The following is a 23,568-nucleotide window of genomic DNA, read 5'->3' as shown; positions in this document are numbered from 1 at the left end:
CTGCCGCTCCTGCTCCGCGCCGTCAGAACGCGCCGCGGTACCACTCCTTCAATTTCCTGAGAAAGTTCATCGCCGGGCCGGTGGAACTCACCGGACGGCGCGGATTCTCGATCTGGCTGCCCATCAGCAGCAGGCCCACGCCGGTGGCGTGGACCGGGTTGCCCACCACTTCGCCCAGGCCGGTGACGTGCTGGGGAATGCCCACCCGAACCGGCATCTGCAGCATTTCCTCGGCCAGCTCCACCACGCCTTCCATCTTCGCGGCGCCGCCGGTCAGGACCATGCCGGCGCGCACGTGCTGCTCGAAGCCCGAGCGGCGCAGTTCGGCCTGCACCATCTCGAAGATCTCCTCGTAGCGCGCCTGCACTGCCTGGGCCAGCGACTGGCGTGGCAGGCGACGTGGTGGGCGATCGCCCACGCTCGGCACCTGGATCGACTCCTCGCTGGTGGCCAGCTGGGCCAGTGCGCAGGCGTAGCGCACCTTGATCTGCTCCGCCTCCGGGGTCGGCGTGCGCAGCATGTGGGCGATGTCCTCGGTCACCTTGTCGCCGGCGATCGGCAGGCTCGAGGTGTGGCAGATTGCACCCTGCACGAACACCGCGAGATCCGTTGTACCGGCGCCGATGTCGACCAGCACCACGCCCAGCTCGCGCTCGTCGCCGGTCAGCACCGCGGTGCTGGAAGCCAGCGACGACAGCACCAGGTCGTCGATCTGCAGGCCGCAGCGCTGCACGCACTTGCTGACGTTGGCCGCGGCGGACTGCGCGCACACCACCAGGTGCGCATGCACCTCCAGGCGCACGCCGGTCATGCCCACCGGATTGCGGATGCCCTCCTGCGAATCATCCAGCACGTACTCGCGGGGAATGGCGTGCAGGATCCGCTGGTCGGCCGGGATCGCCACCGCCTTGGCTGCTTCCAGCACGCGGTCCAGGTCGGCCCAGGTGACTTCACCATCGCGGATCGGCACGATCCCGGGCGAGTTCTTGCACTGCACGTGGTTGCCCGAGATCGAGGCGTAGACCGAGCGGATCTCGCAGCCGGCCATCAGCTCAGCCTCCTCGATGGCGCGCTGGATCGACTGCACGGTCGATTCGATGTCCACCACCACGCCGCGCTTGAGGCCGCGCGATTCGTGGCTGCCGATGCCGATCACCTCGATCGGATTGCCGGGGGAATACTCGCCCACCAGCGCCACCACCTTGGAGGTGCCGATGTCGAGTCCGACGATGAGGGCTTTGTCGCCTTTGCGATTCATGTGCGGGTGCCGTAATTCATGGGGGGTGAAGACCAGCCGGAGGCGGTCGGGGGACGCTGCCGGTCCGTGGCAGCGGCGAGGCCGCCCTCTGCGGTCGCGGCGTCTTCGTCTTCGCCCCAGACCAGGGCGAAGCCGTTGGTGTAACGAAGGTCGGCACGCGTAAGCCGATCGGTGCGTGCCTGCAGCAGCTGCGGCAGCAGGCGCGCGAAACGCTCCAGGCGTGGCTTGGCCTGCTGGCTGCCGATGGTGATCCGGGTGCCGTTGGTGAGCACCAGCGACCAGCTGCCGCGGGTGTCCAGGACCAGCTCGCGCACGTCATAGCCAAGCGGGGTGAACAGCACTCGCGACTCGTTGTAGAGCGCCACCACCTCGGCCGCACGACTGTCGGGGGCGTGGAACTGCGGCAGGCGCGGCGGCGGCTCGATGCCGGTGGCGGGGAACAGCGTGCCCTGCTCGGACAGCAGCCGGTCTTCGCCCCAGCGCGCGAACGGGCGGTGCTCGGTCACCTGCACCTCGACCACATCGGGCCAGCGCTTGCGCACTTCCGCGCTCTCCACCCACGGCAGCGCGGCCACCGCGGCCTGGGCATCGGCCAGGCGCATGGCGAAGAAGCCGTCCCGGGCATAGGGCAGCACCGCTTCACGCAGGCGGGCGTCTTCCACGTGCACCAGCTCGCCGGCTACCCGCAGCGTGCGCAGTGGCCAGCGGTCGGCGCCGATCCAGCCCTGCAGCACCGCCACCACCGGCAGCGCCACCAGCGCAAGGGCGATTGCCCACACCAGCGTGCGCAGCAGCGCGGTCACAGCGTCGCCTCCAGGACCCGCCAGCACAGCTCGGCGTAGTCGATGCCCAGCTGTGCGGCCGCCTTGGGCACCAGCGAGTGGCTGGTCATGCCCGGCGCGGTGTTGATTTCCATCAGGGCGAAGCGGCCATCGGCGTGGCGCATCACGTCCACCCGGCCCCAGCCGCTGCAGTCCGCGGCGCGGAATGCTTCCAGGGCCAGCTGGCGGAGCACGGTCTCGTCATCACCTTCCAGCCCCGGGCACAGGTACTGGGTGTCGTCGGCCACGTACTTGGCGTGGTAGTCGTACCAGCCGCGGGCCGGCACGATCCGGATCGAAGGCAGGGCCAGCTCGCCGAGGATGGCCACGGTGTATTCGCCGCCGGCCACAAGCTGCTCGGCCAGCAGTTCTTCGGGATAGTCACGGGCGAAGGCGACCGCTTCGGCCAGCCCGGCCTCGTCGACCACGCTGAACACCCCAACGCTGGAGCCTTCCGCCGACGGCTTGATGAACACCGGCAGCCCCAGCTCGCGCACCGCGGCCTCCACGTCCGAGTCTGGAGGCAGGCGCACGAAGCGCGCCGTCGGCAGCCCTTCGGCTTCCCACACCTGCTTGGTGCGGATCTTGTCCATGGTCAGCGCCGAACCCAGCACGCCGGGGCCGGTATACGGCACGCCCAGCGCCGACAGCAGTCCCTGCAGCACGCCGTTTTCGCCGTCGCCGCCGTGAAGGATGTTGAACACCCGGTCGACCCGGCCCGTGCGGATCTCTTCCAGCAGCGCAGGAATGCCGTCCACCGGATGTGCATCAACGCCGCGCGAGAGCAGGGCTTCAAGTACCCCGCGACCGGAATCCAGCGATACCTCGCGCTCACTCGTCGTACCACCGAGCGCCACCGCAACCCGACCGAACACGGCCGGATCAGTCACCTTCAGCGCTGGCACCTGCAGGCTCATGCAGGCACCTCCGGGAAACCTTCATCCGCCAGCCGCTGCACGGCCTGGCCGATATCGCCGGCGCCCATCATCAGCAGCAGGTCGCCGTCTTCAAGCACGTCGGGCAGCACCCGCACCAGCTCGGCCACGTCGTCCACCACCACCGGGTCGATCCGGCCGCGTGCGCGGATCGCGCGGGCCAGCGAGCGGGCATCGGCACCGGGAATCGGCTCCTCACCGGCCGGATACACCTCGGTCAGCACCACTGCATCCACTTCCGACAGCACGCCGGCAAAGTCGTCCAGCAGGTCGCGGGTGCGGCTGTAGCGGTGCGGCTGGAAAGCCACCACCACGCGCCGGTCCGGCCAGCCGCCGCGTGCGGCTTCAAACACCGCTGCCAACTCGTTGGGATGGTGGCCATAGTCATCCACCAGCTGCACGGTCGCGCCGCGCGCGGTACGCAGCTCGGCCTTCAGGTTGAAGCGCCGGCCGATCCCCTCGAACTGCTCCAGCGCCTCGGCAATGGCTTCCGGGCTTACCCCGAGCTGCCAGCCGACCGAAGCTGCCGCCAGCGCGTTCTGCACGTTGTGCCGGCCCGGCAGGGCCAGGGTCACCTCGGTGCGCGGGCCATCCGGCAGCACCAGCTCGAAGCGCATCCGCGCGCCGTCCTGGCGTACGTTCTCGGCGCGCACGTCGGCGCGCTCGTCAAAGCCGTAGGTGGTCACGTGGCGCGAGGTGTTGCCCGCCAGCGTTGCCACTTCAGGATCGTCGATGCCCAGCACGGCAAGGCCGTAGAACGGCAGCCGGTGCAGGAACTCGGAAAACGCAGCGCGCACTCGACCAAAATCGTTGTCGTAGTGCTCCATGTGGTCGGCATCGATGGTGGTGATCACCGCCACCAGCGGGTTCAGCCGGAGGAAGCTGCCGTCACTTTCATCGGCCTCGGCGACCAGCCAGTCGCTGCTGCCGAGCCGCGCATTGGCGCCGGCAGCCAGAAGCTGGCCACCGATCACGAAGGTCGGATCCAGGCCCCCGCGCGCGAGCACGCTGGCCAGCAACGAGGTGGTGGTGGTCTTGCCGTGGGTCCCGGCCACCGCGATGCCGCGGCGGAAGCGCATCAGCTCGGCCAGCATCTCCGCGCGCGGCACGATCGGAATCCTGCGTTCGCGCGCCTCCACCAGCTCGGGATTTTCCGCGCTGATTGCACTGGAAACCACCACGCAGTCGGTGCCATGCACGTTGTCCGCGGCGTGACCCAGGTGCACGTTGGCCCCCAGCTTGCGCAGGCGGCGGACCGCGGCGTTTTCCGCAATGTCGGAGCCGGACACCCGGTAACCCAGGGTGCACAAAACCTCGGCGATGCCGCTCATGCCGGCGCCGCCGATGCCCACGAAATGCACGCGCGAGAACGCCCTGCCCACCTCGGCGGTGGACAACGCACGGGTGTCGAGCAGGCGGCGGGTCATGGTGTTCCTCCAAAAATTGGTTCGATCCGGCCGTCGGGACGGCCCGGGCGGCGCAGCGCGGATGCCAGCGGGCTGCTGGCCACCGGTTCGGCAGGCTCGGCCGGGATCCCGTCAACGGACGGCGCGGTCGTGGCGGTCTCGCCACCACGCAGGCGGGCGACCTGGCGCTCCGCGCGGTCAAGCTCGTAGGACACCCTCAGCAGCAGGCCGATGGCCACGCAGGTCATCAGCACGCTGGATCCGCCGGCCGAAATCAGCGGCAGGGTCAGGCCCTTGGTGGGCAGCAGGCCCAGGTTAACGCCGATCGACACCAGGCTCTGCAGGCCGATCATCAGTGCCACACCGAAGGCGCAGTAGCCGGCAAAGTGGCGACGCATTTCCACGCATTTCAGGCCGATCCAGAACGCCCGGCCCACCAGCAACGCGTACAGCCCGATCACCAGGCACACGCCCACGAAGCCCAGCTCCTCGGCGATCACCGCCAGGATGAAGTCGGTATGCGCTTCGGGCAGGTAGTTGAGCTTCTGGATGGATGCACCCAGGCCCACGCCCCAGAACTCGCCGCGCCCCACCGCCATCAGCGCGTTGGCCAGCTGGTAACCGCTGTTGAACGGATCGGCGAACGGATCCATGAACGAGGTCAGCCGACGCATCCGGTAGGGCTCGGCGATGGCCACGACCGCCAGCAGCGGCAGCAGCACCAGCACCGGCGCGGCCATGCGCGGCAGGTGCACGCCGCCCAGCACCAGCATGCCGGCGGCGGTGGCCAGCAGCAGCGCCAGCGAGCCGAAGTCAGGCTGCAGGGCCAGCAACGCCATCAGCGCCAGGGTCACGCCAATCGGCTTGAGCATCGCCGCCCAGGTGGCATTGACCTCGTCGCGGAAGCGCACCAGATAGCTCGCCAGCCAGACGATGAACATCAGCTTGGCCGCCTCGACCGTCTGGAAGTTCGACACCCCCAGGTTGATCCAGCGCCGGGCACCGTTGACCGTGTGCCCCAGCCCTGGCATGAACACCACCAGCAGCATCGCGAAGCTGCCCAGCAGCAGCAGCCGGTCATAGCGCTCGATGGTCTTGAGCTCGGTACGGGCCACGATGATGCACAGCACCGCACCCGCCAGCAGGAACACCACGTGGCGGATGAGGAAATGGAACGGGCCCACGTTGAGCTCCTCGCCGATGGCGATCGAGCTGGAGCCAACCATCACCACGCCCAGCGCCACCAGGCCCAGCGCGGCGCCGATCAGCCACGGGTCGTAGCGCCCGTGGATATCGTCGATCCGGGTGGCCTGGCGCGCGTAGGGGGCGTCGTATCGATCCATCAACGCACCTTCAACGTGGCCAGGCCGACCAGCACCAGGATCACCGAGATGATCCAGAAGCGCACGATCACGCGCGGCTCCGGCCAGCCCTTGAGTTCGAAGTGGTGGTGGATCGGCGCCATGCGGAACACGCGCTTGCCGGTGAGCTTGAACGACGCCACCTGGATCATCACCGACAGCGTCTCGATGACGAAGATGCCGCCCATGATCACCAGCACCAGCTCCTGGCGCACGATCACCGCGATCGTGCCCAGCACCGCGCCCAGCGCCAGCGCGCCGATGTCGCCCATGAACACCATGGCCGGATAGGTGTTGAACCACAGGAAGCCCAGCCCCGCGCCGGCAATCGCCGCGCAGATGATGGTCAGCTCGCCGGCCCCGGGGATCTGCGGGATCTGCAGGTAGTCGGCGAACACCGCATGGCCGGAGGCATAGGCGAACACGCCCAGCCCGCAAGCCACCAGCACCGTGGGCATGATCGCCAGCCCGTCCAGGCCGTCGGTCAGGTTGACCGCGTTGGAGAAGCCGACGATCCAGAAGTAGGCGATCGCCACGAAGGTGATCGCCGCCATCGGCAGCGCCACCGCCTTGAACAGCGGGAAGTAGAAGGTGGTGGCGGCCGCCACGTCGGCCGTCTGGTAGAGGTAGATTCCCGCCGCCAGGCCGAACACCGACTGCAGCAGGTACTTCCACCGCGACTTCATGCCGTTGGGATCGCGCTTGACGATCTTCAGCCAGTCGTCGTACCAGCCGATCGCGCCAAAGGCGGCCATCACCGCCAGCACCAGCCACACGTACTTGTTGCGCAGGTCGCCCCACAGCAGCACCGAGGCCAGCACCACGATCAGGATCAGCGCACCGCCCATGGTCGGCGTGCCGGCCTTGGATAAATGGGTCTTCGGACCATCGTCGCGGATCGGCTGGCCGCCCTTGTACTGGGCCAGGCGCCGGATCACCGCGGGCCCCCACCACAGCGACAGCATCAACGCCGTCAGCGCGGCCAGGATGCCGCGGAAGGTGAGGTAGTTGAACAGGCCGAAGAAGCTCTCCAGACCCTGCAGCCAGCGCGCCAGTTCAAGCAGCATCGGTGGAGCTCCCTTTGTTTTGCTGTGGCGTGGCGCCGTCTTCCAGCAGAGCTGCGACCACCCGTTCCATCGCGCTGCTGCGCGATCCCTTCACCAGCACCCGCGCCTGTGGATGCAGTTCGCCGCGCAGCGCGTCAATCAACGCTGCGTGGCTGTCGAAATTGCGGCCGCCCTCGCCGAATGCTTCCACCGCGGCCTGGCCAAGCTTGCCCATGGCGTACAGGCGGGCAATGCCGGCCTGTCTGGCGCGGTGGCCGACGCCGGCGTGCAGCGCCTGTGCATCGGCGCCCAGTTCGCCCATCTCGCCCAGCACCAGCCAGCCTTCACCCTGGATCCCGGCCAGCGTTTCGATGGCTGCCACCAACGACCCGGGGTTGGCGTTGTAGCTGTCGTCGATGAGCAGGGCGCCCGACGGCAGACGGTGGCGCACCAGCCTTCCCTGCACCGGGCGTGCGGCCGCCAGGCCGGTGGCAATCGCCTGCGGCGAGGCATCGGCCATGCCGATCGCCAGCGCCGCCGCGGCCAGCGCGTTGGCCACGTTGTGGCGGCCGGACAGGGGCAGCTCCACTTCGGCCTCGCCCTGCGGCGTGACCAGCGTGAAGCGCGAACCGTCCTCGCCCACATGCACGTCGCGCGCGGTCACATCGGCGCTGGCCTCCAGCCCGAAGCGGATCACCCGGCGCCCGTGCGAGCGGCCGGCAAAGAACTGTGCGAACGCATCGTCGGCGTTGATCACCGCCACCCCATCGGCCGGCAGCGCGTCGTAGATCGCACCCTTGGTCTCGGCCACGCCGAGCAGGCTGCGCATGCGCTCCAAATGCGCAGGCGCCACGTTGTTCACCAGCGCCACGTCCGGGCGCACCACGCCGGTCAGCCAGGCGATGTCGCCGGGCTTGCCCGCGCCCATCTCGTAGATTGCGTAGCGGGCGTCTTCCGGCGCATCAATCACCGACAGCGGCAGGCCGATCTCGTTGTTGCGATTGCCCGGGTTGGCGCAGGTCGAGCCCAGCGGCGACAGGATCGAAAGCAGGATCTGTTTCACGCCGGTCTTGCCATTGCTGCCGGTGATCGCCGCCACCCGGGTGGGACGGCCTTGCTGCATGCCGGCGGCAATGGCCGCCAGTGCATGCACCGTGTCCTTGACCACCACCTGCGGCATCCGCGCCGCCGACGGCCGCGACACCAGCGCTGCCCGGGCACCCAGCTCGGCAGCGGCTTGCACATGATCGTTGCCATCGAAGCGCTCGCCGACAATCGCCACGTACAGCGAGGCGCGCCCGTCGGCCGCGTCGAAGCTGCGGGTGTCAGTGCACATCGCGTCGATCAGCACGTCGGAGCCGTCGGTCACGCCGTGCAGGCGGCCGTTGGTCCACTGGGCGATGCGTGAGAGTGGCAGCGGATTCATGCCCTGCCCTCCAGCACTGCCTGCGCCACTCTGGCGTCATCAAAGGGATGGCGCACGCCGTCAATCTCCTGATACGGCTCGTGGCCCTTGCCGGCTACCAGCACGATGTCACCGGGGCCGGCAATGCCCACCGCACGTTCGATGGCGGTACGGCGGTTACGCTCGACGGTCACGGCGCTGCGATCGGCAAAGCCTTCCAGGATGTCGGCGACGATGGCATCGCCATCTTCCCGGCGCGGGTTGTCGTCGGTGACCACCACGGCGTCGGCCAGGCGTCCGGCGATCTCGGCCATCTGCGGGCGCTTGCCGCGATCGCGTTCGCCACCACAGCCGAACACGCACACGATCCGGCCACGCGCGTGGTCACGCAGGCTGGCGAGCGCCTGTTCCAGCGCATCCGGCGTGTGGGCGTAATCCACCACCACCAGCGGCTGACCGTCTCCATCCAAGTGGTTCCCGCCCAGACGATTCATGCGCCCGGCCACCGGCTGCAGCTGGCCAAGCACGTGGGCAATGTCAGAGGCGGATTCGCCCAGCGCGTCCAGCACCCCGGCCACCGCCAGCAGGTTGTCCACGTTGAAGCGCCCCAGCAGCGGCGTGCGCAGTGGGTACGTCTGGCCGCCGATATGCAGCTCAAAGCCAATGCCCGCTGCATCCAGGGTGATGTGTTCGGCCCGCACCCGGGCCTCCGCTGCCCCGCGGGCACTGGTGCCCACCCGGCGCAGCGCCTGCGGCAGCCCGGCATGCAATGCACGCCCGTGGACGTCATCGAGGTTGATCACCGCCGCCTGCAGGCCCGGCGCGGCGAACAGGCGCGCCTTGGCAGCGCCATAGGCCTGCATGTCGCCGTGGTAATCCAGATGGTCGCGGGTGAGGTTGGTGAACACGCCCACCGCGAAGCGGACCGCATCCGCGCGGCCCTGGTCAAGGGCGTGGGAGCTGACCTCCATCGCCACGGCAGCGGCGCCGGCGTCACGCAGCTGCGCCAGCAGCGCGTGCGTCTGCGATACCTGCGGCGTGGTGAAGCCGGTCGGCTCCACGTGGCCGTACAAACCTGCACCCAGGGTACCGACGCTGCCCGCGGTGCGGCCCAGCAGGGTCCAGGCCTGGGCCAGCATCTGCACGATCGAGGTCTTGCCGTTGGTTCCGGTCACCCCGACCACGGTCATCGCCGCGGACGGATTACCGTGGAAGCGATCGGCCATTTCACCAATCCGCGCGGTGAGGCCGGGCACGGCGATCGCATCGACCGGCACATCCACACCCTCGGGCGTCGGCGGCTCGAACACGATCGCCGCGGCCTTCGCTGCGCGCGCCTGCTCGAGGAAACGCAGCCCATGGGTGCCGAAGCCGGGAATGGCCAGAAAGGCATCGCCCGGCTGCAGCGCGCGGCTGTCCTGCGACAGCCCGCTCACCTGCAGCTCGGCAGGGACAGTTGTGATGTCAGGCAGCAGCGCTGCAAGAGGCATCGTGGCGCTCATTGCCTGTCCTCCTGCGCCGCCAGCCAGGTCTCGATGTCGTCCGGCGGCACGTCCATCAGCCGCAGCGCGCCTTCCATGACCTCCTTGAACACCGGCGCGGCCACCAGCCCGCCGTAGTAGCCCTTGGCGGGATCGGGGTCATCGATCACGATGGCCATCGAGAAGCGCGGGTTATCGACCGGCACCAGGCCGGCAAAGAAGGACACGTAGCGGCGCGAATAGCCGCCGCCGCTGGCCTTGCGCGAGGTGCCGGTCTTGCCGGCCACGTTGTAGCCCAGAATCCGCGCCTGGCGGGCGGTGCCGCCCGGCTCGGTCACCGTATGCATCATCTTCAACACGGCATCGGCCACGTCCGGCTCGATCGCCTGGCGCGTGTCCCCGTGCTGGCCCTTGATGAAGGTGGGCTGGGTCCAGAGGCCACCGTTGCCGATCGCCGCATAGGCCGCCGCCACCTGCAGCGGAGTGGCCGACAGGCTGTAACCGTAGGACATGGTCTGCTTGTCGGTCCCGCTCCACTGGCTCGGGTCGGCGAACAGGCCGGCTGCTTCACCCGGAAAGCCGCTGCGGGTGCTGGCGCCAAAGCCGAATGCACGCAGGACGTCGTGGAACTGCCGGTCGGTCAACATGGCCGCCAGCTTGCTGACGCCCACGTTGGAACTCTTGGTGATCACGCCGGTGACATCGAGCAGGCCGTAGTTGCGCACATCGGACGTGCGGAAACGGCCGTTGGCTATCCAGCCAGGGCTTGTATCAACCGGCGTGGTCGGGGTCACCACCCCGGCCTGCAGCGCGGCGGCAACGGTGATCGGCTTGATGGTGGAACCCGGCTCGATCAGGTCGGTGACCGCGCGGTTGCGGCGCGCATCGCGATCGTCGGCGCTGACCACGTGCGGGTTGTAGGCCGGCAGGTTGGCCATGGCCAGCACTTCACCGGTGGCCACGTCCAATACCACCGCCGAACCGGCGCTGGCGCCGGTGCGTACCAGGGTGTTGCGCAGTTCGCGATGGGCCAGGTACTGGATGCGCCGGTCGATGCTCAGCACCAGGTCCTTGCCCGGCTCGGCCGCACGCACCAGGTCCACGTTCTCGACGATCCGGCCGCGACGGTCGCGGATCACCCGCTGCGCGCCGGGACGGCCACGCAGCCAATCGTCGAACGCGAGCTCGACCCCTTCCTGCCCACGGTCATCAATGTTGGTGAAGCCCAGCACGTGCGCCATCGCCTCGCCCTGCGGGTAGAAGCGGCGATACTCGCGCTGGCTGAAGACTCCGGGCACGGCCAGGTCAAGCACCTTCTGCGCGTTGGCCGGATGGATCCGGCGCTGGCCCGGCAGGTACATGAATTCCTTGTCGGCGCGCTGGGCCACCCGGCGCGCCAGCTCATCGCCATCCACGCTGATGGCCGCGGCCAGCTCGATGATCCGGTCCGGATGCTTGACCAGCTCCTGCGGGTTGGCCCACAGCGAGGCCACCGGGGTGGAAATCGCCAGCGGCTCGCCGTTGCGATCGGTGATCATGCCGCGCGAGGTCGGGATCGGCAGTTCGCGCAGGAAGCGCGAATCCGCCTTCTGCTGGTAGAACGCGTTGTCGATCAGCTGCAGGTCCACGGCGCGCCCGACCAGCACCACGCTGCACAGCCCCATGGCACCGACCACCAGAGCCAGGCGGCCGCGCAGGTTGAAACGCGCGCGGCCCGGGCGCTGTGCCGGGCGGGCCTTGCTGCGGAAACGCTTGCCGATCATGGCCGCACCACCACGATGTCGACGGCTTCGGGGAACTTCATCCCCAGCCGTTCGCGTGCCACCTGGTCAATGCGGTTGCTTTCCGCCCAGGTGGCCTGCTCCAGCTGCAGGCGGCCGAAATCGATGTTGAGCTCGTCGCGATCGTGCTCCAGCCGGGTCAGCTCGACAAACAACTGGCGATGCTGGTGGCGTGCGTGGACCACGCCGATGGCGGTGATCACGCTGGCTGCCAGCAGCACCGCAACGATCAGGCGCATGGTCAGGATCACTGGCGCGCCTCCAGCTTTGCAGCCACGCGCAGCACCGCGCTGCGGGCACGTGGATTGCCCGCCAGCTCATCGGCATCGGCCTTGATGGCACCGCCGAGCGCGCGCAGGGTCGGCACGAAGCCGGCGGTCTCGGGCAGGCGACGGTTGGCCGGCGGCGGCTTGGCGCGGCCGGCAATGAAGCGCTTGACGATCCGGTCTTCAAGCGAGTGAAAGCTGATCACGGCCAGGCGGCCGCCCGGCTTGAGCGCGTCGTGGGCGGCTTCGAGCCCCGCTTCCAGGTCAGCAAGCTCGCGGTTGATGTGGATGCGGATGCCCTGGAACGAGCGCGTGGCCGGATGGATGTCAGGCTTGCCCGGCGCACGCCGCTGGCGCGGCACCGAGGCGGCAATCAGCTCGGCCAGCTCGCCAGTGCGGGTCAACGGCGCTTCGACGCGGCGGGCCACGACGGCACGGGCGATGCGCCGGCTCATGCGCTCCTCGCCGTAGGTCCACAGCACGTCGGCGATCTCGGCCTCGTCGGCCCGCGCAAGCCAGTCGGCTGCACTTTCGCCCGAGTCCGGATCCATGCGCATATCCAGCGGACCGTCCTTGCCGAAGCTGAAGCCCCGGCCGGCCACGTCCAGCTGCGGTGAGGACACGCCAAGGTCGAACAGCACCCCGTCCAGCCCGGCGGCCGTGGCTTCCCACTCCGCCAGCGCGGCGAAGCTGCCGCGACGGATGGCCACGCGCGGATCGGCGCCGAACTCCCGCTCGGCCACGGCGATCGCTTCGGGGTCCTTGTCCATGAGCAGCAACCGGCCTCCGGCTTCAAGGCGCGCCAGCACGCCGCGCGCATGCCCCCCGCGCCCGAACGTGCCGTCCAGATATGTACCGTCGCCGACCACCTGCAGCCCCTCCAAGGCCTGCCCGAACATCACCGGTAGGTGGCCGGACCGGACGTCCGCGCCACCGGCCGTCACAGCTGCAGACCCTCCAGGTCCTCACCAGCCATATCGTCATCGCCAAGGACCTGGCGAATCTGATCCTGGTGGGCCTGTTCGCTCCACAGCTCGAATTTGTCGCCCATGCCCACCAGCACGGCCTTGCGCTCGATGCCCACGGTGTTGCGCTGGCTGGCGGGAATGGAAATGCGTGCGCTGCCGTCCGGCTCCACCACGGCGGCCGCGCCAACCAGCTTCAGCTGCAGGGTGCGGTTGGTGGAGCGGGTGCGCGGAAGCGCGTTGACCTTCTCGCGGATGCCGGACCAGACGTCATGCGGGTACAGATAGAGGCCACCGGCGTCGAAGGGGTTGTACGTGATCACCAGACGATTGCCGGCGCGGGATACGTCTTCGCGCAGGCCGGTCGGGATCACCATCCGGCCCTTGTCGTCAATTGTGATGGCGTACTCGCCCTGGAACACGTTGGTCCTGCCCGTATGCCCGTCTGCGGCGGGCTTCAATTGGCGCGGTTTTCCACAAAATTCCCGGTAATCCCACGCACCGCCACCTTATGACCCGAGCTGGGGGTTGTCAACAAGCGGCCGCGGGAAAATTCATCAGGCAGGTCAATGACTTGCGAAACTGTTCACAGAGTTGTTCAAGGTTTATCCACAAGCTGCTGTTTAGCCTCAAATTTTGAGACCAGCGCCATTCTCAGCAGCAGTTGCGATAGAGACGCAATGCCCCCGACCGTGACCATCGTCACGGTCAATTCGCGCAAATTACGCGCCCGCAGCCCCCTGAGTCAGGGGGCGACTCGCGCCAGCGGCGCGAGTGGGGGTCTGGAAGTACAAGCGGGGCCCAAAGTTTGCTTTTGCAAACTTTGGGTTTTTCATGGGCGTAGCCCATGAAAAAGCTGGCGGAGCCGGCCTGTAAGCCGGGTTCTGTCGTGGGCAACCATTCCTCTAGGCGCATCGTCACCGATACGCTCAAGCAACCTACCCGGACCCGACGCGGGCAACGCCATGAGGTCCCTATTCGGTCTTGCTCCCGGTGGGGTTTGCCGTGCCGGCCTGTTACCAGGCTCGCGGTGCGCTCTTACCGCACCATTTCACCCTTGCCACGCATCCCGGAGGACCGTTCGGCGGTATCTTTCTGTTGCACTTTCCGTCGGCTCGCGCCGCCCAGGCGTTACCTGGCACCGTGCCCTGTGGAGCCCGGACTTTCCTCGGCACCCCCGAAGGGATGACGCGATTGCCCGGCCGACTCCGCCAGCGGTCATTATCCCACGTTGAGCCCCTCCCGCGCCGCTCCTACCGGGAGGCAGGCAGGATTTTCTTCGGCGATCTGGGCGACGAATGCCGTCATGGCATCGGCGAACGCCTGCGAACGGGTGGCATCGTTGTGACCGCGCCCGGGCACCACCAGCAGGCTGCGGCAGGAATCCGGCAGCGCGGTGGCTTCGTACAGCCGGCGGGTGAACTCCGGCGGCGTAGCGGGATCATCCTCGCCCACGACGAAGAGCACCGGCTCATCCAGCGCCACCACCACCGGCAGATTGCCCTGCTCGGCCAGGCTTCCTTCCAGATCGATCCTGCGTACCCACATGCGTTTCCACCATGGCAGGCGCGAACGCTGGTAAGCCACCCAGTCGGAAGTAGTGGTAACGCTGCTCTCCAGGACCAGGCCGCCAAGTTGCCGGTTGGCAGCCACATGACCGGCCATGAAGCTGCCCAGCGACTGGCCGTGCACGATCAAAGGCAGCGCCTGCAACGAGGCATCGCCAGCCACGTGGTCGTGGGCACGCAGCGCATCGCCCATCAGCGCATCCACGCCCGGACTCCCGGTACTGGTGCCGTAGCCGCGGTGGTCCACCAGCACCAGGTTGACCGGCAACGGGGCATAGACCCTTGCGCTGTAGGGTGCCGAGCGCCCGGTGCGGTAACCGTTGCCTCCGAAATACAACACCGTGGCCCGCGCATCGGGATGGGTCATGGCGAGCGTGTAGAGAGAGGCGCTGCCGGCGTCGATGCGGCCCTCCCGGAAATGGTGATCCGGGAACTCCTCACGCAGCACATCGAGCTCCGGAGCCTGGTCAGGCCGTGGGCTGACCAGATAGGCCTCGCGATAGGTGAAGGTACAACCGGAAAGCAGCAGCGCGGCGGCCATCAGGATCAGACTCTTGAACACTTCACCCCTCCCTGGATGATTGAACGGTTCCATACAGCGCCTTGCGCGGTGCACCGGTGATTTCCGCGGCAACCCGGGCCGCGGATGAGGGCGGCATGTGGTTGGCCAGCAGGGCGTAGACACGGCGGCCTTCGGCCAGGGCTGCCTCGGCATCGTCGCCGGCACCTTCCACCACCAGCACGAATTCGCCCTTGCGCTGGTCCGCGTCCGCGAGGACCCGCTGGTGAAGTTCTTCCAGGCTTCCGTCGAGGACGGTTTCAAACAGCTTGGTCAGCTCGCGCGCCAGCACCGCACGCCGCGCGGAGCCGAAGGCCGCGGCCATGTCTTCGAGCGCATCGGCAATGCGGTGCGAGGATTCGTAGAACAACAGGGTGCGGGGTTCGCCGGCCAGTTTCTGCAGGCGCTCGCGGCGGGCGCCGGGCTTGGCCGGCAGGAAGCCCTCGAAAGCGAAACGGTCGCTCGGCAGGCCGGCCACGCTCAGCGCAGCGATCAGGGCGCTGGGGCCGGGCACCGGGCTAACCTTGACCCCCGCGGCACGAGCGGCGGCCACCAGACGGAAGCCCGGATCGCTGACCAGCGGCGTGCCGGCATCGCTGACCAGGGCCAGCGACTCCCCTGCCTCCAATCGTTGCACCAATCGTGCGGCGAGCGACTGCTCGTTGTGTTCGTGCAGCGCCACCAGCTCTGCTTCGATGCCGAAATGCGACAGCAGCCGCCGGGTGTGGCGGGTGTCTTCGGCACAGACTGCGGCCACACCGGCCAGGGTCCGCTGCGCGCGGGGTGAAAGATCCTCGAGGTTGCCGATCGGCGTGGCAACGATGAACAGGGTGCCCCGGGAAGGGTCGCTGGCTGATTGGGCAGGCATGATGGCGACATCATAGTGCGACGGCGCCGCATCGCCTTCATGGGCCGGGCGGCGCCAGAACGGTAGAATCGCGGGCGATATCCCCAATGGACATGGAAACCATGCGCGTACAGGCGATTCGGATGGCCCTCCTCCTGGCAGCCCTGCTGCTGGCCGGCTGTACCTCGGTCCAGGTCAGCGGCCCTGCCGTGCCGGCCCAGCCCGCACATCCCGAGCTGGCGGCCGCCACCGAGCTGGCCCGTACCCACCAGTCGCTCAGCGGCGAGGCGCGTGCCGCCAATGCCGGCGATATCGAGCGCCTGCTGGCCCAGCTGGACGACGACACCCTGGCCCGCGGCGCCGCGGCGCTGGCGGAAGGCGATCCGCTGTACAGCTTCGTCGGCAGGGCCCTGATGGCCCGCGGCCTGCCGCTTCCGCGCCCGTTCGATCTGTCCCTGCTTTGGAACGTACAGGCGGGCAACCGTCCGCCCGCCGATCACGACAGTTACCGGCCGCCGTTGCGGTTGGCGGTCCTGCTGCCGCTGTCAGGCAGCGCTGCCGCCGCCGCTTCGCCGGTGCGCGACGGCCTGCTGGCCGGCTATTACGGCGAACGCCGCGCGCGGCCGGAAGTGGTGTTCTACGACACCATGGGCACGCCTTCCGGCGCCGTGGGTGCCTATGCACGCGCAGTGGCGGAAGGTTCCGACTACGTGCTCGGCCCGCTGACCCGTGGCGGGGTGGCCGCGGTGCTGGCCGACCCGGCGCGGCTGTCGGTCCCGGTGCTGGCACTCAACCGCGCCGGTGACGAAACCCCCACCGGCAGCTTCAGCTTCGCCATGGCACCGGAGGACGACGGCATTGCCGCGGCCAACCATCTGCTGGGGCAAAACGTGCAACGGGTGTTGGTGCTCAGCGGTGGCGACGACAGCGCCCGCCGCAGCGTGGAGGCGTTCCGCCGCCAGCTTGAAGCAGGTGGTGGCCAGGTGAGCGATCTGCTGGTGGTGATCGGTGAAACCCCGCCCGACATGGTCGAAGCCCTGCGCAACGCGATGCTGAAGGAGGAAGGCGCCCAGGCGGTGTTCCTGGCCCTGCGCGGTAGTGAGGCCCGGGCCATCGCGCCCCAGCTTGTGGAAGCCGGCTACGCGACCCGCCCGCGCGTCGGCACCTCGCAGCTGTTCGCCAGCGGCAACACCCAGAGTGACGCGGCGCTGGACGGCATCGCCTTCCCCACCGAGCGCTGGGCTTCCAGCGGGGTGGCCGGCCTGCCGATGGCATCGACCGTGGCGTCCACCCTGCCCACGGCCCGCGGGCCCGCGCAGCGGTTGTTCTCGTTCGGCTACGACGCCTGGCTCCTGACCGCGTTCATGGAACGCCTGGTCACCGGCACGGACGCCGAGCTGCGCGGCGCCACCGGTACCCTGCGCATCGACGGCTTCGGCAACATCCAGCGCACTCCGGCCTGGGCCACTTTCAGCGGCGGCCACGTAGTGCCGCTGGGCGGCGGTTGAGCAGCACCCGTGCACGCGGCGCGGTCGTGGAAGCGGCCGCCCGCGAGCACATGATCACTGCCGGGCTGCGCCCGGTGGCCGCCAACGCCAATTACCGGCTGGGCGAACTGGACCTGGTGATGCTGGACCGCGAGCGTTCCGGCACTTCAATTCTGGTATTCGTGGAAGTGCGCTATCGCCGCTCGAGCAGTTACGGCGGCGGCGCGGATTCCGTGGACTGGCGCAAGCAGCGCCGGATCATCCGCGCCGCCCAGCTGTTCCTGCTCGCGCACCGGCAGTACGCGGACGTGCCCTGCCGCTTTGACGTGATCGACGCCAGCGGCGATCCGGATGCGCCCACGCTGGACTGGATCCGCGACGCGTTCCGCGTGGACGGCTGAGTTGCAGGGGCTGCCTTCCTTCTTCACAACTGTGCCTACAATGTCGCCGATCCGAATACAGGCCAGGCGCATGATCCTTTCCGTACCGGTTACCGGTATCGCATGAGCAGCACCCAGGGGGAGAACAGGCCGCAGCCGGCACTGCTGCGCGCAGTCGGTCGCTGGCAGGTGGTGGGCCTGTCGATCAACGATGTGGTGGGCAGCGGCATCTACCTGCTGCCGGCGGCGGCATTCGCCATGCTGGGCTCTTTCAGCATCTGGGCGGTGTTGCTGGCAGGCATAACGGTGGGCTTGCTGGTGCTGTGCTACGCCAAGGCCTCCAGTTACTTCGACCAGCCCGGCGGCAGCTACCTGTACGCGCGGGAGGCGTTCGGGCCGTTCGTCGGCTTCCAGATCGGCTGGACCATCTGGCTGACCCGGGTGGTGGTGGCTGCATCGCTGAGCAACGGCCTGGCCGATGCCATCGCCCGCTTCTGGGAGCCCGCGGCCACGGCCGGGCCAGGCCGCACCGCAGTGATCGCCGGCTCGCTGCTGATGTTGACCACGATCAACATCATCGGCGTGAGCTGGGCCGCACGCGCGGCGGTGGTGCTGGTGGTGTGCAAGCTTGTGCCGCTGCTGCTGTTTATTTTCATCGGCCTCTTCCATATGGACTGGGGCCTGGCCTTCGGCGGGCCGGGGCCGCAGGACTATGGCCAACTGGGCGAGGCCGCGCTGCTGCTGCTGTTCGCCTACGCCGGCTTCGAGAACGTGCCGGCGGCGGCGGGCGAGTACCACAGCCCCAAACGCAACGTGCCGTTCGCCCTGCTGACCATGATCGTGGTGGTCACCCTGGTCTACGCCGCGGTGCAGATGGTGGCCCAGGGCCTGCTGCCGGACCTGGCCTCCTCCGCATCGCCGCTGGCGGACGCCGCGGCAATGTTCGGTGGCGAGGGCATGGCCTTCGTGCTCACCGTGGGCGCGGCGCTGTCGATCCTCGGCACCAACAACAACACGATGCTGCTCGGGCCACGCTTCCTGCACACGCTGGCGGCGGACGGCTACGGACCGCGTTACCTCGCCTCCATCCATCCGCGGTTCCGCACTCCGGCCGCCGCCATTGCCACCCAGTTCGTGCTGGCGCTGGCACTGGCACTCACCGGCTCGTTCGTGGCCCTGGCAGTGCTGTCGATGGTCACCCGCCTGCTGGGATACATCGCCACCGCGGCGAGCGTGCTGGTACTGCGGCGCCGTTACGGCGATCCGGCAGACGGGTTCCATCTGCCCGGTGGTCCGGTGATCCCGGTGCTGGCCCTGGTCTTGTCGGTGATCCTGTTGTTCAGTGCCAGCACGACCAACCTGCTGGCAGCCGTCGGTGCGATCGGCATCGGCACCCTGTTCTACCTTTCCCGCCGCCGCATCCGCTGACAATGCCATGAGCCACGAGGCCTTCGACGCCCTGACTATGGAACAGCTGCGCGACAGCGGCGCGCTGAAGTGGAACGCGTTTCCGGACTGCATCGGCGCCTTCGTGGCGGAGATGGACTTCGGCACGGCGCCGGTGGTGATGGCTGCGGTGCGCGACGCGCTTGATCGCGGCCAGATCGGGTATTTGGGCGACAGCCTGACCAGCGGCCTGGCAGAGGCCTGCAGCGACTGGCACCGCGACCGCTACGGCTGGGCGCCCGATCCAGCCTGGATCCAGCCGCTGCCCGACGTGCTCACCGGGCTGGAACTGGCCCTGCGCCACCTGCTTCCATCGGGAATGAAGGTTGTCCTGCCCACGCCCAACTACATGCCGTTCCTGCCGCTGCTGCGCATGCTTGGGCATGAGGTGGTGCAGGTGCCGATGCGGCAGACCGATAACAGCTGGAAGTTCGATTTCGATGCGCTTGAGGCGGCCTTCGCCGACGGCGCCGGGCTGCTGATCCTGTGCAATCCGCACAACCCGCTCGGCCGCGTATTCACCCGCAAGGAATTGAAGCAGCTGAGCGATATCGCTGGCCGCCATGGCGTACGGGTCTTCAGTGACGAAATCCACGCGCCGCTGGTCTTTGCCCCGCATCGGCACATCCCCTATGCCTCGATCAGCGAGGCCGCCGCACAGCAGGCCATCACCGCTACTTCGGCATCCAAGGGGTGGAACCTGGCCGGCCTCAAGTGTGCGCAGCTGATCCTCAGCAACCCGGAAGACCTCGCCGCCTGGCGGCGCATGCATCCGCTGGCCGGGCACGCCACCGCAACCCTGGGGGTAATTGCCAACACCGCGGCCTATCGGCACGGCGGGGCCTGGCTGGATTCGGTGATCGATTACCTGGAAGGCAACCGCCAGCTTTTGTCCGCCACGTTGGCGGCGGACATGCCGGGGATCGGGTACACCGCGCCAGAGGGCACCTACCTCGCGTGGCTGGACTGCCGGCCGCTGAAGCTGGAAGGCCCGGCCCGGCGGCTGTTCCACCGCGCCGGCGTGGCACTGACCGACGGCGCCGACTGCGGCGAGGCCGGCACCGGCTTCGTCCGTTTCAACTTCGCCCTGCCCCGCCCCATCCTGGGCGAGGCGCTGGCGCGCATGGCCCGGGCCATCGCCTGACGCCTGCAGCGCTGCCGGGGACCGGCGACGCAGTCATGCTGGACCTCGTCCCTCACGCACGCATTGATCAAAATCAGAATAAATCCGGCCCGGCCGTCCCAGCCTGCCGGGGTACTTAGCTGGAAAAGTGGACGTAGCCGGAGCGCGGCGGCGTCCATTTCACGCCGTCCGCGTCCCAGGCTTGCAGCCCCGTGCCGGCATGGATGGATCCGATCCGGGTCACGGTCACGTCTGCGGCGGCGGCGGCCGCAGCCACTGCTTCCCGGCGCGCGGGCGGAGCGGTGAAGCACAGTTCGTAATCATCCCCGCCACTTGCCTGCAGGGCCCGGCGCCGGCCTGCATCCAGATCCAGCGCATCCAGCGCCGCCGAAGATGGCAGCGCATCCACGTTGATGCGGGCGGCAACGTTGCTGGCAGCACACACGTGGCCCAGGTCAGCCAGCAGGCCATCTGACACATCGATGCACGCGTTGGCTACCCCCGCCAGCACCTGGCCCAGGGCCACGCGGGGTTCGGGGCGATCGAGCCGTGCGCGCAGCGCGGCTGCCACGGCAGTAGACGGTGCGTTCGTTCCATCTGCGGAGATCAGGGCAAGCGCCGCTGCGGCATCACCCAGCTGGCCGCTGACCCAGACGTCGTCACCATCGCGCGCATCATTGCGCCGCAGCGCAGATCCCGGCGCGACCAGGCCGTGCGCGGTGACGCCGATCGACAGCGGCCCGCGGGTGGTATCGCCGCCCACCAGCGCCACGTTATGCATCGCCGCAAGGCCCAGGAACCCATCCAGAAAGGCGTCCACCCAGCTCTCGTCTGACGTGGGCAGCGACAGCGACAGCAGGCACCAGACGGGCACGGCCCCCATGGCGGCAAGATCGGACAGGTTGACCGCCAGTGCCTTCCAGCCAATGTCGCCGGGGACACTGTCCTGCGGAAAATGCACGCCGGCGTTGAGGGTGTCCGCGGTAACCGCCAGCTGCATGCCAGCGGGCGGCTGCAACAGGGCGCAATCGTCGCCGATGCCCAGCACCACATCGGCGCGGGCCGCGGCACGGGCGCGAATACGAGCGATCAGATCGAATTCCACCGCCTGCCCTCCATCCAACTGCCGCCAGAGGCGGCAGGCACTGACCTCAGCGGCGTGGCGCCTGCGCCTCGGCCGCGCGCCACTGGGCCGACGCCTGGTCAAGCACGCCGTTGACGTAGGTATAGCCGTGCTCGGACCCGAAGCGCTTGACCGTGCGCAGCGCCTCGTCGATCACCACCCGGTACGGAACATCCAGGCGATGCTGCAGCTCGTAGGCGGCAATGCGCAGCATGGCCCGCTCGATCTGGTCCACCTCTTCCACCTTGCGGTCCAGGAACGGCTGCAGCGAGGCATCCAGCTCGGCCTGGTGGGTCAACACGCCGCGCACCAGATCCTCGAAGTACTCCAGATCGGCGACTTCATGGGCCTGCTCATGGGCGAACTGGGCGATCACCTCCTGGCTGCGCCCACCCGCCACCTGCCAGGTGTAGATGGCCTGCAGCGCGCGCCGGCGGGCACGGGTGCGCTGCGCGGGATCCACTCCATCAGGACGACGTGGCCTGTTCATGCCAGCTTCTCCATCAGTTCCGCCATCTCGATCACCACCAGTGCAGCCTCCTCACCCTTGTTGCCGTGGGAGCCACCAGCGCGGCGCTCCGCGTCTTCCGCGTCTTCCACCGCCAGCACGCCGTTGGCCACGGTGACCCCGGTATCCAGCGCGACCCGCATCAGCCCTTCGCTGCAACCGTCCGCCACCTGCTCGTAATGGCGGGTATCGCCGCGGATCACGCAGCCAAGTGCCACCACGCCCGCATAGCCGCCGGAAGCGGCCAGCCGCTTGGCGGCCATCGGGATTTCCCAGGCTCCAGGCACCCGGACCACGTCCACCGCTTCTTCGTCCACGCCGTTGGCGGCGAAAGCCCGACGCGCCCCGGCCACCAGGGTATCGGTGATGCGGGGGTTCCAGCGGCTGGCGATGATCACAAAGCGTGCGCCGGGAGGGGCACGCAGGTCGCCTTCGTAGTGGGTCATGCTGATACGGCTCCGGGAGGGGGGATCAAGTCTAGTGCATGGGCCGGCCGGGGCCGGCGGCGGCATGGGTTCCGGTTATGCCGGATCCACGTATTCAACCACCTCCAGACCGAAGCCCGGCAGCCCCACCTGCTTGCGTGCGGTGCCCATTGCGCGCAGGCGTCCGAAGCCCAGGTCCGACAGGATCTGGCTGCCGGCACCGTTGCGGCGCCACTCGGTCAGGTCGCTGCCACGCGTTGTGCCCGATGGCTCCGGGGTCTGGCGGATGCGCGCCAGCAGCGCATCGGCATCGGCGCGCTCTTCCAGCAGCACCAGCGCGCCGCTCGGCTCGGCGGCCAGCAACTCGAGCACCCCGCCCACGCTGAGGCCGAAATCGGCCCGCTGCCAGTGCAGCGCGTCAGCCAGCTGGTTCAGCGGCTGCACCCGCACCAGCGCGACATGTTCCGGATCGGGGGTGCCACGCACCAGGGCAAAGTGCAGCCCGTGGCTGAGCTGGTCGCGGTAGGTCACCAGCCGGAATGGACCATGAGGAGTCTGGATCTCACGATCGTCCATCCGCTGCACGGTGTGCTCGGTGGCCAGGCGGTAGCGGATCAGCTCTTCGATCGAGCCCATCTTGAGGCCGTGTTCGCGGGCGAACACTTCCAGCTCCGGGCGCCGCGCCATGGTGCCGTCAGGGTTGAGGATTTCGACCAGCACGCCGGCAGGCTCCAGGCCCGCCAGCATGGCCAGGTCCACGGCCGCCTCGGTGTGGCCAGCGCGGTTCAGCACTCCGCCCGGCTGCGCAGCCAGCGGGAAGATGTGGCCCGGCTGGGCAAGGTCGGCCGGCACAGCGTTCGGCTTGACCGCGGTGCGCACGGTGTGGGCGCGGTCGTAGGCGGAAATGCCGGTGGTCACGCCCTCGGCCGCCTCGATGCTGACGGTGAAGTTGGTGTGGTGCGAGGAAGTGTTGTCACGCACCATCGGCGGCAGGCCCAGCTGGGCGCAGCGCTCGCGGGTCAGCGACAGGCACACCAGGCCGCGGGCGTGGGTGACCATGAAGTTGACGTCGGAAGGGCGCACCAGTTCGGCGGCCATGATCAGGTCGCCCTCGTTCTCGCGGTCTTCGTCGTCGACGATGACGACCATGCGGCCGGCGCGGAGTTCTTCTAGCAGTTCAGGGATCGGGGAGAAGGGCATATCAGGTCTCGAGTCGGGTCGTTAAGGGGGATCGTGGGCCCGGGGGCTGGGGCACGCTGGCGGATCATTCGTAGGAGCGCGCCATGCGCGCGAAGTCGCGTGAATCCGGGCGGCATGCCGAGGCGTCGAAACCTGCGCGGTGGCCGACGGCACGCTTCAATGCCAGGCGTCACGCGG

General features: G+C 68.5%; 21 protein-coding genes, 1 other RNA gene and 1 pseudogene. 4 read left to right on the top strand and 19 right to left on the bottom strand.

Translation table 11 applies throughout. The features are described 5' to 3' along the window. Nucleotides 1-22: 22 nt before the first annotated feature. The 15 genes and pseudogenes from ftsA to rsmI all read right to left on the bottom strand — a co-directional run bounded on the left by ftsA (nt 23) and on the right by rsmI (nt 15,720). Entirely contained in the window at nt 23-1,258 is a 1,236-nt protein-coding gene (gene ftsA / locus ACW7G3_RS08125) for a cell division protein FtsA (protein ID WP_456973638.1), read from the bottom strand. Next, nucleotides 1,255-2,061, bottom strand: coding sequence for a cell division protein FtsQ/DivIB (locus tag ACW7G3_RS08120; protein WP_456973640.1), 807 nt, complete (start codon nt 2,059-2,061; stop codon nt 1,255-1,257). The genes ftsA and ACW7G3_RS08120 overlap by 4 nt, the downstream gene beginning before the upstream one ends. After that, nucleotides 2,058-2,996 carry a D-alanine--D-alanine ligase gene (locus ACW7G3_RS08115; RefSeq protein ID WP_456982202.1) on the bottom strand — a complete coding sequence of 313 codons (939 nt, stop codon included), beginning with the start codon at nt 2,994-2,996 and terminating at the stop codon, nt 2,058-2,060. The genes ACW7G3_RS08120 and ACW7G3_RS08115 overlap by 4 nt, the downstream gene beginning before the upstream one ends. Continuing rightward, entirely contained in the window at nt 2,993-4,441 is a 1,449-nt protein-coding gene (murC, locus tag ACW7G3_RS08110) for a UDP-N-acetylmuramate--L-alanine ligase (RefSeq protein ID WP_456982200.1), read from the bottom strand. The genes ACW7G3_RS08115 and murC overlap by 4 nt, the downstream gene beginning before the upstream one ends. Then, a complete protein-coding gene (ftsW, locus tag ACW7G3_RS08105; protein WP_456982198.1) occupies nt 4,438-5,763 on the bottom strand; it encodes a putative lipid II flippase FtsW in 1,326 nt (441 codons plus the stop codon). Before ftsW ends, murC begins: the two co-directional genes overlap by 4 nt. Continuing rightward, nucleotides 5,763-6,848 carry a phospho-N-acetylmuramoyl-pentapeptide-transferase gene (mraY, locus tag ACW7G3_RS08100; RefSeq protein WP_456973648.1) on the bottom strand — a complete coding sequence of 362 codons (1,086 nt, stop codon included), beginning with the start codon at nt 6,846-6,848 and terminating at the stop codon, nt 5,763-5,765. Before mraY ends, ftsW begins: the two co-directional genes overlap by 1 nt. Further along, nucleotides 6,838-8,253 carry a UDP-N-acetylmuramoyl-tripeptide--D-alanyl-D-alanine ligase gene (locus tag ACW7G3_RS08095; RefSeq protein WP_456982196.1) on the bottom strand — a complete coding sequence of 472 codons (1,416 nt, stop codon included), beginning with the start codon at nt 8,251-8,253 and terminating at the stop codon, nt 6,838-6,840. The genes mraY and ACW7G3_RS08095 overlap by 11 nt, the downstream gene beginning before the upstream one ends. Next, on the bottom strand, nt 8,250-9,734 hold the full coding sequence (locus ACW7G3_RS08090) for a UDP-N-acetylmuramoyl-L-alanyl-D-glutamate--2,6-diaminopimelate ligase (RefSeq protein ID WP_456982195.1): 1,485 nt from the start codon (nt 9,732-9,734) through the stop codon (nt 8,250-8,252). Before ACW7G3_RS08090 ends, ACW7G3_RS08095 begins: the two co-directional genes overlap by 4 nt. A gap of 11 nt (nt 9,735-9,745) precedes the next feature. Then, nucleotides 9,746-11,476: pseudogene (locus ACW7G3_RS08085) on the bottom strand (peptidoglycan D,D-transpeptidase FtsI family protein); the annotation flags it as partial. Beyond that, the gene (gene ftsL / locus ACW7G3_RS08080) at nt 11,473-11,733 is read right to left on the bottom strand and encodes a cell division protein FtsL (RefSeq protein WP_456982406.1); all 261 of its coding nucleotides are present in this window, start codon (nt 11,731-11,733) and stop codon (nt 11,473-11,475) included. The gene ftsL and the pseudogene ACW7G3_RS08085, both read right to left, overlap by 4 nt. An 8-nt stretch (nt 11,734-11,741) precedes the next feature. Next, nucleotides 11,742-12,704 carry a 16S rRNA (cytosine(1402)-N(4))-methyltransferase RsmH gene (rsmH, locus tag ACW7G3_RS08075; protein ID WP_456982193.1) on the bottom strand — a complete coding sequence of 321 codons (963 nt, stop codon included), beginning with the start codon at nt 12,702-12,704 and terminating at the stop codon, nt 11,742-11,744. Further along, complete coding sequence (gene mraZ, locus ACW7G3_RS08070) at nt 12,701-13,147, bottom strand: division/cell wall cluster transcriptional repressor MraZ (protein ID WP_456973753.1); 447 nt, start codon at nt 13,145-13,147, stop codon at nt 12,701-12,703. Before mraZ ends, rsmH begins: the two co-directional genes overlap by 4 nt. A 435-nt stretch (nt 13,148-13,582) precedes the next feature. Further along, nucleotides 13,583-13,935: RNase P RNA component class A (gene rnpB / locus ACW7G3_RS08065), an RNA gene on the bottom strand. 11 nt (nt 13,936-13,946) lie between these two features. Continuing rightward, a complete protein-coding gene (locus tag ACW7G3_RS08060; protein WP_456982191.1) occupies nt 13,947-14,855 on the bottom strand; it encodes an alpha/beta hydrolase in 909 nt (302 codons plus the stop codon). A 1-nt stretch (nt 14,856) separates the two neighbouring features. Then, a complete protein-coding gene (gene rsmI / locus ACW7G3_RS08055; RefSeq protein WP_456982190.1) occupies nt 14,857-15,720 on the bottom strand; it encodes a 16S rRNA (cytidine(1402)-2'-O)-methyltransferase in 864 nt (287 codons plus the stop codon). A 122-nt stretch (nt 15,721-15,842) separates the two neighbouring features. On the opposite strand from rsmI, the gene ACW7G3_RS08050 reads away from it, so the two are divergent. The 4 genes from ACW7G3_RS08050 (at nt 15,843) to ACW7G3_RS08035 (ending at nt 20,156) form a co-directional block, all read left to right on the top strand. Continuing rightward, nucleotides 15,843-17,207: a penicillin-binding protein activator gene (locus ACW7G3_RS08050; protein WP_456982189.1), complete on the top strand. Its 1,365-nt coding sequence runs from the start codon at nt 15,843-15,845 to the stop codon at nt 17,205-17,207. Continuing rightward, nucleotides 17,204-17,587: a YraN family protein gene (locus tag ACW7G3_RS08045; RefSeq protein WP_456982188.1), complete on the top strand. Its 384-nt coding sequence runs from the start codon at nt 17,204-17,206 to the stop codon at nt 17,585-17,587. The genes ACW7G3_RS08050 and ACW7G3_RS08045 overlap by 4 nt, the downstream gene beginning before the upstream one ends. Before the next feature lie 102 nt (nt 17,588-17,689). Then, on the top strand, nt 17,690-18,994 hold the full coding sequence (locus ACW7G3_RS08040) for an APC family permease (protein ID WP_456973663.1): 1,305 nt from the start codon (nt 17,690-17,692) through the stop codon (nt 18,992-18,994). A gap of 7 nt (nt 18,995-19,001) precedes the next feature. Further along, nucleotides 19,002-20,156: a MalY/PatB family protein gene (locus tag ACW7G3_RS08035; RefSeq protein ID WP_456982187.1), complete on the top strand. Its 1,155-nt coding sequence runs from the start codon at nt 19,002-19,004 to the stop codon at nt 20,154-20,156. A gap of 115 nt (nt 20,157-20,271) precedes the next feature. On the opposite strand, the gene thiL is transcribed toward ACW7G3_RS08035, so the two are convergent. The 4 genes from thiL to ribB all read right to left on the bottom strand — a co-directional run bounded on the left by thiL (nt 20,272) and on the right by ribB (nt 23,391). Beyond that, on the bottom strand, nt 20,272-21,240 hold the full coding sequence (gene thiL / locus ACW7G3_RS08030) for a thiamine-phosphate kinase (RefSeq protein ID WP_456982185.1): 969 nt from the start codon (nt 21,238-21,240) through the stop codon (nt 20,272-20,274). A 46-nt stretch (nt 21,241-21,286) separates the two neighbouring features. After that, the gene (gene nusB, locus ACW7G3_RS08025; protein WP_456973679.1) at nt 21,287-21,748 is read right to left on the bottom strand and encodes a transcription antitermination factor NusB; all 462 of its coding nucleotides are present in this window, start codon (nt 21,746-21,748) and stop codon (nt 21,287-21,289) included. Then, nucleotides 21,745-22,212: a 6,7-dimethyl-8-ribityllumazine synthase gene (gene ribH / locus ACW7G3_RS08020; RefSeq protein ID WP_456973681.1), complete on the bottom strand. Its 468-nt coding sequence runs from the start codon at nt 22,210-22,212 to the stop codon at nt 21,745-21,747. Before ribH ends, nusB begins: the two co-directional genes overlap by 4 nt. A gap of 75 nt (nt 22,213-22,287) precedes the next feature. Next, nucleotides 22,288-23,391, bottom strand: coding sequence for a 3,4-dihydroxy-2-butanone-4-phosphate synthase (ribB, locus tag ACW7G3_RS08015; RefSeq protein ID WP_456982184.1), 1,104 nt, complete (start codon nt 23,389-23,391; stop codon nt 22,288-22,290). Between the last annotated feature and the right edge of the window lie 177 nt (nt 23,392-23,568).

This window comes from Luteimonas sp. A478 (assembly GCF_054052025.1).
This window is presented reverse-complemented; position numbering and strand designations above follow the sequence as displayed.

Excerpts from the sequence above, each read along its gene's own strand:
- ftsA (WP_456973638.1), bottom strand. The coding sequence starts at position 1,258 with ATGAATCGCAAAGGCGACAAAGCCCTCATCGTCGGACTCGACATCGGC.
- ACW7G3_RS08115 (WP_456982202.1), bottom strand. The coding sequence starts at position 2,996 with ATGAGCCTGCAGGTGCCAGCGCTGAAGGTGACTGATCCGGCCGTGTTC.
- murC (WP_456982200.1), bottom strand. The coding sequence starts at position 4,441 with ATGACCCGCCGCCTGCTCGACACCCGTGCGTTGTCCACCGCCGAGGTG.
- ftsW (WP_456982198.1), bottom strand. The coding sequence starts at position 5,763 with ATGGATCGATACGACGCCCCCTACGCGCGCCAGGCCACCCGGATCGAC.
- mraY (WP_456973648.1), bottom strand. The coding sequence starts at position 6,848 with ATGCTGCTTGAACTGGCGCGCTGGCTGCAGGGTCTGGAGAGCTTCTTC.
- ACW7G3_RS08095 (WP_456982196.1), bottom strand. The coding sequence starts at position 8,253 with ATGAATCCGCTGCCACTCTCACGCATCGCCCAGTGGACCAACGGCCGC.
- ACW7G3_RS08090 (WP_456982195.1), bottom strand. The coding sequence starts at position 9,734 with ATGAGCGCCACGATGCCTCTTGCAGCGCTGCTGCCTGACATCACAACT.
- ftsL (WP_456982406.1), bottom strand. The coding sequence starts at position 11,733 with ATGCGCCTGATCGTTGCGGTGCTGCTGGCAGCCAGCGTGATCACCGCC.
- rsmI (WP_456982190.1), bottom strand. The coding sequence starts at position 15,720 with ATGCCTGCCCAATCAGCCAGCGACCCTTCCCGGGGCACCCTGTTCATC.
- ACW7G3_RS08050 (WP_456982189.1), top strand. The coding sequence starts at position 15,843 with ATGGCCCTCCTCCTGGCAGCCCTGCTGCTGGCCGGCTGTACCTCGGTC.
- ACW7G3_RS08040 (WP_456973663.1), top strand. The coding sequence starts at position 17,690 with ATGAGCAGCACCCAGGGGGAGAACAGGCCGCAGCCGGCACTGCTGCGC.
- ACW7G3_RS08035 (WP_456982187.1), top strand. The coding sequence starts at position 19,002 with ATGAGCCACGAGGCCTTCGACGCCCTGACTATGGAACAGCTGCGCGAC.
- nusB (WP_456973679.1), bottom strand. The coding sequence starts at position 21,748 with ATGAACAGGCCACGTCGTCCTGATGGAGTGGATCCCGCGCAGCGCACC.
- ribH (WP_456973681.1), bottom strand. The coding sequence starts at position 22,212 with ATGACCCACTACGAAGGCGACCTGCGTGCCCCTCCCGGCGCACGCTTT.
- ribB (WP_456982184.1), bottom strand. The coding sequence starts at position 23,391 with ATGCCCTTCTCCCCGATCCCTGAACTGCTAGAAGAACTCCGCGCCGGC.